The organism is Mesorhizobium sp. LSJC280B00 (assembly GCF_000502835.1).
Lineage (GTDB): Bacteria > Pseudomonadota > Alphaproteobacteria > Rhizobiales > Rhizobiaceae > Mesorhizobium.
Map to the genome: position 1 here is coordinate 65,240 of NZ_AYVL01000019.1, position 12,529 is coordinate 77,768.

Annotated in this window: 9 protein-coding genes and 1 pseudogene; 7 read left to right on the forward strand and 3 right to left on the reverse strand. The window is 60.1% G+C overall.

Annotation, left to right across the window (positions count from 1 at the left end; all coding sequences use genetic code 11):
* The first annotated feature begins 2 nt into the window (after positions 1-2).
* The 5 genes from X773_RS63390 (at position 3) to X773_RS63410 (ending at position 4,042) form a co-directional block, all read left to right on the forward strand.
* Positions 3-977: a branched-chain amino acid ABC transporter permease gene (locus X773_RS63390; RefSeq protein ID WP_031212176.1), complete on the forward strand. Its 975-nt coding sequence runs from the start codon at positions 3-5 to the stop codon at positions 975-977.
* Positions 978-981: 4 nt separating this feature from the next.
* Entirely contained in the window at positions 982-1,761 is a 780-nt protein-coding gene (locus X773_RS63395; RefSeq protein ID WP_023678634.1) for an ABC transporter ATP-binding protein, read from the forward strand.
* Positions 1,762-1,763: 2 nt separating this feature from the next.
* Entirely contained in the window at positions 1,764-2,486 is a 723-nt protein-coding gene (locus X773_RS63400) for an ABC transporter ATP-binding protein (protein WP_023678635.1), read from the forward strand.
* An 8-nt stretch (positions 2,487-2,494) separates the two neighbouring features.
* A complete protein-coding gene (locus X773_RS63405) occupies positions 2,495-3,235 on the forward strand; it encodes an aspartate/glutamate racemase family protein (protein WP_031212178.1) in 741 nt (246 codons plus the stop codon).
* A 102-nt stretch (positions 3,236-3,337) separates the two neighbouring features.
* Positions 3,338-4,042, forward strand: coding sequence for a GntR family transcriptional regulator (locus tag X773_RS63410; RefSeq protein WP_031212180.1), 705 nt, complete (start codon positions 3,338-3,340; stop codon positions 4,040-4,042).
* A gap of 1,028 nt (positions 4,043-5,070) precedes the next feature.
* Here X773_RS63410 and X773_RS63415 read toward each other — a convergent pair.
* Positions 5,071-7,620 (reverse strand): caspase family protein, encoded by a 2,550-nt coding sequence (locus X773_RS63415; RefSeq protein ID WP_023678638.1) that lies wholly within the window; start codon positions 7,618-7,620, stop codon positions 5,071-5,073.
* A gap of 726 nt (positions 7,621-8,346) precedes the next feature.
* Here X773_RS63415 and X773_RS63420 point away from each other — a divergent pair.
* A complete protein-coding gene (locus X773_RS63420; protein ID WP_023678639.1) occupies positions 8,347-9,051 on the forward strand; it encodes a Crp/Fnr family transcriptional regulator in 705 nt (234 codons plus the stop codon).
* Between the two features lie 940 nt (positions 9,052-9,991).
* Positions 9,992-10,762 carry a response regulator transcription factor gene (locus X773_RS63425; RefSeq protein WP_084641415.1) on the forward strand — a complete coding sequence of 257 codons (771 nt, stop codon included), beginning with the start codon at positions 9,992-9,994 and terminating at the stop codon, positions 10,760-10,762.
* A 927-nt stretch (positions 10,763-11,689) separates the two neighbouring features.
* Here X773_RS63425 and X773_RS77460 read toward each other — a convergent pair.
* The gene (locus X773_RS77460; RefSeq protein WP_023678641.1) at positions 11,690-11,986 is read right to left on the reverse strand and encodes a hypothetical protein; all 297 of its coding nucleotides are present in this window, start codon (positions 11,984-11,986) and stop codon (positions 11,690-11,692) included.
* A gap of 232 nt (positions 11,987-12,218) precedes the next feature.
* Positions 12,219-12,478 (reverse strand): annotated as a pseudogene (locus X773_RS63435) (PIG-L family deacetylase); the annotation flags it as partial.
* Positions 12,479-12,529: the final 51 nt, after the last annotated feature.

Below are 12,529 nucleotides of genomic sequence, written 5' to 3' on the forward strand. Positions count from 1 at the left end.
ACATGAAGCGTACACGCAACATCCTCGGCGTCGCTGTCTTCCTGCTGGTCGTACTCATCGGCGTGCCCTGGCTGATCGAGGCGACCGGTCGGCTCGACCTCTACTACACGCTGACTTCGGTCGCGCTGCTCAGCATCGCCAGCGCCGGGGTGTGGGTGACTTTCTACATCGGCCGCATCAATATCGGCCAGGGCGCCTTCGCGCTTATGGGCGGCTATGTTTCGGCCATCCTTGTCGTCCAGTATGGTGTGTCGTTCTGGCTGACACTGCCGGTGGCCGGGCTGTTCTGCGCCGCTGCAAGCGTGCTGATCGGACTGCCCATCCTCAGGCTCCGCGGCGTCTATTTCGCCATGGTCACGCTGGTTTTGACCGAAGTGGCGCGGCTGCTCGCGCTGGCACTGCCGATCACCAACGGAGCCAAGGGCATGGTGAGCATTCCGCTCCCCGGCGGCATCTCGATCTTCGGGCTGACCATCCTTCCGGATTTCGCGACGCTCGCCAATCCGCGTCCCGCCTTCTATCTGGTGTCGGTTGCGCTGATGGTGCTGTGCTTTGCAGCGCTCTACCGCCTAGTCCATTCGCGCATCGGCAAACTCTGCCAGTCGTTGCAGCAAAACGAGGAACTGGCCTCCTCGATCGGCGTCAACATCGCCTATCTGCGCGTCATCGCCTATGCCATCTCCTCGTTCCTCGGCGGTCTCGGCGGTGCGATGTTCGTCGCCATCTCGCAATCGATCTATCCGTCGAGCTTCACCGTCACCGACTCGGTGAACTTCATGCTGAACTGCTTCCTCGGCGGGCTCGGCCACGTCTTCGGGCCGATGATCGGCACCTTCGTGCTCTATTTCGGCTGGGATTTCCTGTTCGAGACCGGCGAGTTCCAGTTGCTGATCTTCTCTTCGGTGCTGATCGCGCTGATGCTGTTCCTTCCCAACGGCCTGCTCAGCCTCAGGCTGTTCGGCAAGAAGCAGGGCTAGGACCATGACTGAGCTTCTCCAGATCAAGGCAGTGACCAAACGCTTCGGCGGGCTGGTCGCGGTCAACAATGTTTCCTTCGCGGTCCGCGAACGCGAAATCCTCTCCGTGATCGGTCCCAACGGCGCCGGCAAATCAACGCTGTTCAAGCTGATTTCCTCTTTCCTCAGTCCGACCTCGGGCGAGGTGCTGTTTGGCGGACAGCGGATTTCAGGCCTGGCGCCGCATATCGTCGCCCGGAAAGGCGTCGTCCGCACATTCCAGGAGACGACGATCTTCAAGGGCATGACCGTGCGCGACAATGTCATAATCGCACATCACCTGCGTTCCAATGCCACCCTTGCCGGCTTCTATCTCGGCACGACTACAGCGCGGCGCGACGAGGCCGAATTCGGCCGATCCGCCGACGAGATCATCGACTTCCTCGATCTCGGCGCGCAACGGCATGAGATCGCGAGCACGCTGCCGCACGGGCATCTGCGCGCGCTGGGAATTGCCATCGGCCTCGCCACCAACCCGACCGTGCTCCTGCTCGACGAACCCTTTGCCGGCATGAACCACGACGAAACCGTGCGTGCGGTGAAAATGGTGCGCGGCGTCCGCAAACGCGGCGTGACCGTGCTACTCGTCGAGCACGACATGCCCGCCGTGATGAACATTTCCGACCGTATCGTCGTCCTGAACTTCGGCGTCAAAATCGCCGAGGGAACGCCGAAAGAAATCCAAGAGAACGAAAAGGTCATCGAAGCCTATCTCGGCGCCGAAGACGAGACGATCGGATTTTAGCCATGAGCGAACTGCTGAGCGTCTCCAATGTCGAACTCTACTACGACCACGTCTATGCGCTGAAGGGCGTGTCACTGAGCGTCAACGAGGGCGAGACGGTAGCGCTGATCGGCGCGAACGGTGCGGGCAAATCGTCAATCCTGCGCGCCATCACCGGCCTGAAAAAAGTCCGCAGCGGCGAGATCCATTTCCAGGGCCGCCGCATCGACAAAACGCGGCCGGACGAACTAGTCAGGATGGGCATCGCTATGGTGCCGGAGGGCCGGCGCGTCTTTTCCTACATGACCGTGCGCGACAATCTGATGATGGGCGCATTCACCCGCACCGACAAGGCCGACATCGCCAGGACGCTGGACATGGTGCTCGGGCGTTTTCCGCGCCTGAAGGAACGCTATTCGCAGACGGCGGGCACGATGAGCGGCGGCGAACAGCAGATGCTGGTGATCGGGCGGGCGCTGATGGCCAAGCCGAAGCTGCTCTTGCTCGACGAACCCTCGCTCGGCGTCGCGCCGAAGCTCGTGCAGGACATCGCCCGCTCGATCGTCGCGATCAACCGCGACGAAAAGGTCAGCGTGCTGCTGGTCGAGCAGAATTCGCGCATGGCGCTGCGCATCTCGCAGCGCGCCTACGCACTGACGACCGGAACGATCGCGCTGGCCGGATATTCGGCTGAGCTGCTTGCCGACGATCGGGTCAAGAAACTCTATCTCGGCGGCGAAATATGAAGGCGCAAATGGACATACTCGTCGTCAATCCCAACACCACCGCGTCCATGACCGAGAAGATCGGCAAGGCAGCACGCGCCGCGGCTTCGGCCGGCACCAGGATCATCGCGGCCAATCCGAAGGATGGGCCGCCGAGCATAGAAGGCTATTTCGACGAGGTCTTCGCCATCCCGGGAATGATCGGCGAGATCCAGAAACATCCGGCGGCGAGCGCCTGCGTCATCGCCTGCTTCGACGACACCGGCCTAGACGCGGCGCGCTGCGTCGGGGAGATGCCGGTGGTCGGCATCGGCGAAGCGGCGTTTCACATGGCGAGCCTGATTGCCGGCAGGTTCAGCGTCGTGACGACGCTGTCGCGTTCGGTGCCGGCGATTGAGCACAATCTGGTGCGCTACGGCCTCGCCAGCCGCTGCGCCAGGGTGCGAGCAAGCGACGTTCCCGTTCTGGAGCTCGAAGTACTCGGCTCCAACGCCCGCCATCGAATTTCTGAGGAGATCGAGTGCGCCATCCGCGACGACGGGGCCGAAGCGATTGTGCTGGGATGCGCCGGCATGGCCGATCTCGCCGCTGCGCTCAGCCGCGAACACGGCGTTCCCGTGCTCGACGGCGTCGCCTGCGCGGTAAAACTGTGCGAGAGCCTCGTCGGCCTTGGCCTGTCGACTTCGAAGCGCGGCGGCTATCAGGTTCCACTCGAAAAATCCTTCGCCGGAATCTTTGCGTCCTTTTCGCCCTCCGGCCGTGTATCCTGATGCGTGCAAATTTGTTGACATTCCCGCACAGGATGTTCGATGTCCGGCCTGAAACGCGGTGTTCGCGCCGCTATGCGATCGGGCCGCCAGGACAATGAGACGATGGACCTGCTTGGACCAAAGACACGGGATGACGACAAACCGGCGATGCGCTGGTTTCCGGTCTATGCCGGCCTGCGCGACGCCATCGTCAGCCACCGCCTCGCACCGGGTACAAAACTGCCCGAGGACGAACTCGCCTCGATCTATTCGGTGAGCCGCGCGGTGATACGCGCGGCGCTGCAGGCGCTGTCGCATGACCGCTTGGCCCGGCTCGAGCCGAACCGCGGTGCGTTCGTCGCCCAGCCGACCAAGCAGGAAGCGCGCGAGGTGTTCGAAGCGCGGGCGCTGATCGAGCCCAAGGTCGCGGCGCTTGCCGCCGACGTGGCAAAGCCGGCCGAGATCGCGCAACTGCGGCTTCATCTCGAAAAAGAGCACGAGGCCCTGCATGCCGGCCGCGACAGCGACGCCATTATGCTGTCGGCAAAATTCCATGTCGGCATCGCCGAAATCGCCGGCCATTCGATCCTAACCGGCTTCGTCAAAGACCTGCTGTCGCGGTCGTCGCTGATCATCGCGCTTTACTGGCGCCGCCGCGATACCACCTGCGAAAGCCAGGCCCATCACGCCCTTGTCGATGCCATCGAAAAACACGACGCAAAAGACGCGTCCGACCTGATGCGAAGCCATCTCATCGACCTGCTGTCGGGCCTTGATCTGACGCTTGGCGAGAAGAAGCCCGACAGCCTGTCGGACATCTTGCGCTGATCTCCGCTGTCAAACTCTTCGCCGGAGTTCGCCTATGTCCGCGCCATGCTGGGCGTGATTGAAGGCATAGCTTCGGTCCATGACTACTGCTTCTTCGTTCCTGCCGTCATAATGGTAGCGCGCGTAGAGTCCCGCGGCGCAGCCCCTCCATCTGCCACTGCTCCTGCTGGGCCATAGAGTCAAATCAGTCCCTCCCGCACAACGAGCCGGTCGGGCAACGCGCCCGATCAGAGCTTGAAGCAAGCATAAAGCGCGTATTGGTCGCTCAAGCCGACCCGGTGAAACGCGATGCGCTCGAGCGGGACATCTGCGCAATGGCAGCAGTTCGTGGTGGACGGCTCCATGCCGCTTCAGGTGGGCATGATAACGGCGACAGCGCGGAAATAGACATGTGAGGTGAAAGAAGCGCTTTGACAACGTGCGAGTCGAGGTCAGCTGGGCAAGCATCCAGCGGGACGACATTGCGAATGACAATAATGTGTGCCGATCCGGACTTTGTCTCTCTTTCTTAGGCGTCAGGAAATGGCGCAACCTCCTGGTTCAGGAACCGGAACATCTGGTACAGTCGAGGTGTGGCGCGGTGGCGGTAGGTTGAACATATCTGTTTGCCGCCCCTTTCGTCCGGCGGTGCCTTACTGGTCCTCCTGAATCGATCAAAGGCCACGGAACGCTACGGTCGTGCGATCCTTCTTTGGCCCTCACAACCTGACCTGATCAACCCCCCCAGCCGCCTCCCCCGCCTCCGCTTCCGCTCCCGCCCGAAGGAGGAATGATGACAGGCGCAGGAACAGGCACCTCTTCAACCGGTATAATCACTTTCTTGGCGGCCACCGGTTTGGGAGTGGGCTTGACCGCCTTTGGCCGAGGCATCGTGCGAACGACCTTCGGCGGGGGCGTGCCGACCAGCGCCGTCGGTTCAAATTTGGGTGTCAGAGAATTGCAGCCCATGAGGCCCGCCAGGACGCCGGATAGCGTTGTTCCGATGATTGCTCGCTTCAATGCCCTTTCCACCTTTGCCTCCTCCTTGATCAAAACAAGTCCCGACGCGGATTGGCTTCTTCCCAGACTCGTCTGGCCGCGCCAACCAGTTGAGTGTCGAGTGAACCGGACCCGGGGATCTTCGATTTCAGTTCCTGGCGCAGCTGCTTCAACGCCGCCGTTTTCGGCTTCGGTCCGAATTTTGCCAACGTCCTTTGGGCATCCGGCAGTTCCTTGCGCAGGTCGAGCGCAGCCGCAAACGCAAGGAAACGCACCGCAACGGCCTGATCGGCCTTGTCGCCCTTTTGCAATTCGAGGGCCGCGCGATCGTAAGCTGCGAACTGATCGCCCCGCGCGATCCCAATTTCGAACAATCTTTGCGCTTCCGCTAGGTTCCGTTCCACATCGACACCGTCCCGATACATGCGTGCGAGGCTGCCCGGAGCGTAGGGCTGGCCGAGATCGATTGCCTTCTGAAAAAGCGCCAGCGCCTCTTTCGGGTCCTTCTGAACGCCCTGCCCAGACAAGTAATTGCGGCCGAGCAGGTTCATCGAATACATGTCCTGCCGCTGGACGCCGGCCTCCAGGAAGGCAACGGCGCGGGCCGGATCGGCGGTCACGCCGTTGCGGCCCTCGGTGAAGATTGCGGCAAGATCGTTCATTGCATAGGTGTGCCCCATTGCCGCTGCCTTGAGCAGCAGGTCCAAACCCTTGCTGGTATCAGGTTTGACGCCATACCCATTGAACAAGGCGCGACCCCACGACGTCATGCCATAGGGATCCCCCTTGTCGGACGCCGCCGCGTAAAGCGCGTTGGCCTGTGCGCGGTCGACGGCCATTCCGGTTCCGGTCGCATACATGTAGCCGAGCTCGAACACGGCACGGACGTGTCCCTTCTTGGCGGCTTCCTCGATGGCTGTCCTGCCCTCCTGGACCTTGCCTGCCGCAAGGAGCGCGCGTCCCAGTTCATAGCGAAAGCGCGCGACATCGGGATAAGCCTTGACCGCGGCTTCGCAAACCTCCACCGCGCTGGCGCGAATTTCATTTGGGAGCAGGCCGGGGACGACGCCTTGCAGGTCGAGAGGCTCGCCGGCAGCCGTATCGCACGGATCCACTGTTGGCGATAATTTCATTGTGGCGGGCTTGGATGATCTGCTGTCCGCCCGGATTTCGAAGCCAACCTCGACCGTGGCTTCGGCGCCGATCTGGGGTTCGTAGCGCAGCCGGTCGACTTCACCGGACCTCAGGCTCGAGTCGGGCGCCAGGGTTCGATCGGGCAGCGAGAGCGTTCCCGTTGCCGGATAACCCGAAACTTTCAGGCTGACCGCGGGATCATCGGTCGGGAAGTCCAGGTTCAGCGCAACCGGACCGACACCCACGGGAACATCGATGTCGCGGTTTTCGATCGCCTCGGCCGCACCGGTGATATGGATGCCACGCTCCAGCACCTGTTCTTTCTGCTCGGCTTCGAGCGAGGCCATGATCTGTTCGCCTTGCGCACCTTCGCCGCTCTTGACCCGAAATACCACGATGCCCTGGGTTTGGCCGCCCCAGTTGTCGTGCGTGGCATAGGCCAGCATATCCACCTCTTCCTGCGTAGCGACACCCTTGGGAACATCCATCTGCAAATGGGGCAGGTCCTTGCCTTGGATCGGCACGCCCACCTCGACAGGCTTGCCGTCCAGCATCAGGCGCCCCAGGGCAGGCGGTCTTTCGATGCTCAAGGTGATCGTGCCGCCGTCGACGTCGATCGGTTCGGGCAGGCCCAAGCCGACGGGTCCCACTCCCGACAGCACGACCTTTTCCAGCACCGGCGGCAGCGAGGGGCGATTGCTGCGGCGCATTAGCACGACCTCGTCGATCAGCGACGAGTTCTCCCAGGGAACCTGGAGGCCGTTTGTGGCTTCCACCACATCGCGGCGCACCGCCGCCATTACGGTGCGGATCTCCTGGTTCGGGGCCAGCGCGCGACGGGAAAACGCCGCCGAGAACGGGCTGAGTTCGCCGGCGCCGTCATAAGCCGCCGCCCCGGGTTCGGTGGCAAAGGCAATCAGGGTGTTGAGCGAGCTTCTGACCTGCGCGAGCCCGGTATTGCCGGCAGTGATGAGCTGGTCTCTCAGCCAGTAATTCTTGCGCGGAAACGGATTGTTGCGGCAGGCATCGAGGAGGATCACCTGGATCTTTGATTTCGAACGCAACTGTTCCAGCACATCGTTGAGCTTGACGGCCTGGACCTCGATGTCAGCCGCCTGCTTCAACGACGCATCGACCGGGATCAGGAAGTTTTCGCCGCCGATCTGGAAGCCGTGACCGGAATAGTAGACCACGGCTAGGTCGGCGCCGTCGACTGCGGCCAGATAGTTGCGAAACTGCTCCTCGAACTGCAGCTTGGTCAGATCGCTGGCGACGAAGACCTCAAAACCGGCCAGTCGAAACGTTTTGGATACATCCTCGGCATCCCTGGCCGGGTTCTTAAGAGCGGGGAATTGTCGGTAGTCCGAATTGCCGATGACAAAAGCGACCCTTCGGTCGGCGCAAGCGTCAAAGGTCGTGAAGCTCGTAAGGATGAAGGCTGCGATGAATCCGCAAAGTCGGAGCATGGCAAATCCCTAACCGCTGTTACGTGGCAACCACGAGAACACAGCATGTGGTAGCAAGGTCCATTAGAGGGCATGCAATCTGCCGAGACAGAAAGAGAGAAAAGCCGTCGCGACAGCGGGCATATTCCTCATTTATCAAGTACTAAAGTACATCAGAGGCTGAGTGTCCGCAATGATTGTCAAACGGCTTCTGAACTCGGCTATTCGGACAGTGGTCGCTTTGGTCTCTTTAACTACGCCCAACGACACGAGCCGCACCGGAGCACCGACAGCAACCATTTCCGGTCGCGCCGATGGTCCGACTGCTGGTCAGCGGTCTGCGCTTCAGCGCCGCGAAATCCGCTCGCCTACTTAGCAAGATGTGCCGGACGGCTGGCCTCAAGACGAAAATCGGGCTGCTATTGGGATCGACGCGACATGGGTTCAATGTGCCGACTTATCCCGATGATCCGACATTTGACTTGGTCCGGCGAGAGCTAGGACGCCGGTCGCAGGCTAGCTGCTGCTGAGCAATGATCTTACCGCACTTCTGCAGGCCTTGGCGTGGATCGTGTCGCGTAAGTCGGAAGATTTGGCCGCCTGATGCTTGCAATCCCTTGATCTCAAGGGAGTCTACCTCATTCAAACAGACGAGGACAGTAGGCAATCCTGCCTCTACCGTCGGTGGTCCTTCTGTGAAACTCGTGCGGGAGCAATTATTGTAGGTTGTGCGGAAATCGAAGCAACATGCAAACACTGTTGCAGTTCATACACTCGCATCCCGTAGGGGGGACATTCTCGAAGGACGATTGGGGTAACAACGATTTTCTCGGTGTGACCGCAAGAATTTACAAACCCCATTCGGTGATATGCCGCCAGGATGACAACAACGATGGGATATTCATCGTAAAATCGGGTTGGGCCCTCCTTTACCGCGGACTACTGGACGGAGAACGGCAGATCATCGACACTCCTCTGCGGGGGGACATTGTCGGGTTCCGTTCCGTGGACGGACCCCGTTTAGCGTCCCTGGCGTCCATAACCGAACTAGCTGTTTATGAAATTTCCAGCAAGAAACTGGTAGAGGCCATTTTGTCGGAAGGCCGCCTCGGCAAGACTATCGCCTGCTCCCTGGCCCGCCTGAACGCCATCCTTGCCGAACATCTCATGAATGCCGGGCGGCGGAACGCGATGAGCCGCACCGCCCATTTCCTGCTCGAGTTGGAGGAGAGGCTCTCGAGCGTTGGCCTGTCGGCCCATGGACGATATGAGTGTCCCCTTACCCAGCACGAATTGGCCGACATCCTGGGAATGACCACCGTTCACCTCAATCGGACGTTGGGGGAACTCCGCAAGGCCGATCTCGTCGCTTTCAGGGCAGGCCATGTAGAGGTGATCAACCGCAAGAAGCTGGTCAAAACAGCCGGATTCGACAGCGAGTACCTCAGGTAAAGGTTATTCCCTCTAGCTCGGGTTCAATTGTCTCTGGCGGGGCTTTCGCGTCGCCCTGCGGCGCGGTGCTGGGCGCCAGCGCATAGGCCATCAGCAAAATTTCTGCTGGAAGGCGACAATGCGCCGTCGCTGGAGCAGTTCCACACGATGTTTTCCGGGCTGGTATTGGGCTTACCTGGCCGCAGTCTATCTTGACGAGGGCAGCCGCAAAGGCCCGATTATCATGACCGACGGCACCATGGCCTATCGCATGAGGAGAAGGTGCTGCCGAAATGCGTGTAAGCTGCCCATAAACTCGGCAGATACAGCCGGGTGTTCTCGGACCTAAAGCGCTTGGCCAAGGATGCCACGAACTGCGCCCTGGTCATGCCAATATCCACTTTCAGGAATTCTCGTCTACAATCGCGAGGAACTACCGGTCCTCCCTCGAATGGCTGCTGGGGTTGGGGTTGGCTAAGCGGTCCCATTCCTGAGAATGGCATCATCGCCAACCCGGTTGATCAACCTCGCAGAGCTATCCCACTCCTTGGCATTCCTTGAGCGGTCGGGAATCGTTTCAACGGTTGGCACATGGCCAAAGAGATTGAATCTGACCGGACCCGCGCGTCACGATCGAACTCGCGGGAGGCTTCAAGGCGGGTGACGCGGTCTCAACACATGCCCTCAGGCGAGACCGTCGACGTGAAATTTCCCAAAAATTAACTTATGTTAGAGAACGCTTATAAATAGTCGATAGGCTGCACAAGCTGTTCTCGCTAGGGGGCGAAGAACTGCTGAGAACGCGCGAGCTGGGTGAGCGTCACGCCTTCACAAGGCCGGGTATTCATACACGAGCGCATTCAAACACAGGGCTGGGTATTCAAACTTTCAAATTGCGAGACAATGAGGGGAGTTTTGGCAGCCGCAACGCGGCTTGTATGCGAAAAGATTGGGGATTGACATGGGTTCCACAGCAGGACGGCATAATCACACTTCGGCCAATCGGTCAGGAGTCCTGTCCAGCGGAACGGAAAATGTCCACGGCCAAGGAGGCAGGGGATGCCTCCTCATCCTGGACGGAAGGGCCCTAGACCGCGAGTGTCTCGCATCGGCCCTCGCGGACCACGAACTCGGCATGGAGATCGCCGCCATGGGTTCGATGGATGAATGGCGCGTGAAGAAGGGCTCGGCACCTCCCCTTGCAGCCATACTCTTCAACCTTGGCGGCCGGAAGGTCACCGATCATGGCATCGCAGACGAGATTAAGCATATTTCGTCCGAATTCAAATCGGTCCCGGTGGTTATCCTGGCCGACACCGAAGATCTTGCACACATACTGACCGCTCTCGAATGCGGCGCACGCGGCTACATTCCGACCTCGGTCGGAATCGATGTCTGTGTCGAGGCTATCAACCTTGCGGCAGCGGGAGGCATCTTCGTCCCGGCGAGCAGTGTCCTTTGCATGCGCCACCTGATAGGTTCAGACAGCCGCGACACGCAGCCTTTGAAAGGCATGTTCACGCTCAGGCAGGCCGAGGTCGCCCAAGCGCTCCGGCGCGGAAAGGCGAACAAGATCATCGCTTACGAACTGAACCTGCGCGAAAGCACCGTGAAGGTCCACATCCGAAATATCATGAAGAAGTTGAAGGCGACCAATCGCACGGAAGTCGCCTACAAGGTCAACGATCTCTTCGCGGAAGGAACTCTTGCTGAAGCGTATCCCAAGCAATAAGACTGCCCGCCTCCGGTGAATCCTGGCGGGCCCGTGTTTGTGAAAGTCGGGGGATCTCCGTTGCAGTGAATGGCATCCGGGAGCCGCCCGAGACACAGCGGCCCCTGCCCCGGTGCGGTTGGTTGCCCCGAGCCTCCTGATAGTATGCTGTAGGGGGATTTGGCGGGGTGCTCCGAAACGCGCGGCTTCGTTACGATGATCTTGTTCTGCAGTCCTCTGGAAAGCTGTTCCAAGGGCGCGGTGTCACAGGCAGTGGTCCGCCTCCTCGGGCTTCCACCACAAGGGCTAACCGAGACCTTATAGAGAACGCGTAAATCCTCAGCCGAGCATGTAGACCTTGCTGCCGGAATGGAGGTCCGCATGTCTGAGCAAAGCCTTCGTTTTCGCAAATCCGTCCCTGCACGAACGCGGCCGTGAACTGATCCCGGGCGGCAGCCACACGTCGGCGAAAGGCGAGGACCAGTATCCCGTCCTCGCGCCGGGCTTCCTCGAGCCCGTTGGGGTGCAACAGTACGTCGAATACGAGATGCCGCAGAAGCTCTCCACGCTCGACCCCACCGGCAAGCCGGCGCAGACATACCGTCCCCTGTTCCCTGCAAGACATTCAGGCGTGGAGTGCCCATGCCGTCTCTCGTCGTGGCTACACCCGCGACGAGGCGGCTGTCATGAAGACGATAGAGCGCCGACGGTGCACTGGCGGTGATGGGCACGACCTCACTTCGGTTGCGGACCAATAAGATGACGGCCGTCTGACAAACGGGTGTAGGTCCCGCCGGTGAGGGTATGCATCAGACACCGGGCCGAAAGGCTTCGCTGGGACCTGCATCGGCACGCAAAGCCAAAAAGTTCGCGCCGACAGGAGACTGGCCTCGCGGTCGACGGCTTGAAATGCACTTCCGCCAGGTCGGAAGCTGACAGCAAATCGGGTTAACTTCCTGCCACTGAATCCGCCGATCCATCTGCAGTGTCGGGGAAAGTGCGTCTGGCCACCGATCTTATGGCTTTTTCGATCGTATCGAAATTCTTGTGCTGCCCGCTCAGCAGCCCGAACCCTGTCTCGAGGAACCATTTGCCCTTCGTGGAGTAGGCTTCCTCGTCGATCTGAGTAAGGACCGCGACGAGTTGGTCCCATTTCCACACCAGAACGCCGGATTCTCCACCCTCGACCGTTCCGATCCGGGCTTTCTTGAACGAAAATCCAGGAGCAATGTTTTCTTTGCCCACTTTGATGAATCCCTCAACTTCAAAATGGATAGTAAAAACGGTCGGCTCGAAAGGCTAGTTCTGTACTGTCTTTCCTTGTAGATGTCTTTGTGCCGAACCGCTGTAGACGAATTAGTTAGCACATCGCCCGGTGAGTTCAAGTCCCACTCGATTTTTCGACGGTCTCCCGGTGAGTTTTTTGCGAGAGAATGTGTGAAACTGCTTCGGACCGTGAAAGCCTCGGCGAAATGCTCGGTGCCTGGCATTCCATGTCACGCAACCTCGCAAGCCCAGCGAGTGTCTCGCGGTCGAACCAGTCCTTGGAGCGCTGCGTTCCGAAGTGCTTGTCGAGGAACTCGATCTTGCGTTCCAGCACGTCGGCCGCGAGCGGCACGTAAGGCATTGGGCTGGCAAAGGTCGCCGTCCCATTTCGGGATCGTATTCGAGCACCAGATGATCGCGGAAGACGTTCCAGGTCAGTTGGTTGACCTCCCGGTGGTCCTGATGGACGTCGAACCTGGCCGGGTTAACACCACGTCGCGTGCGGCAGCACAATGCAGGTAA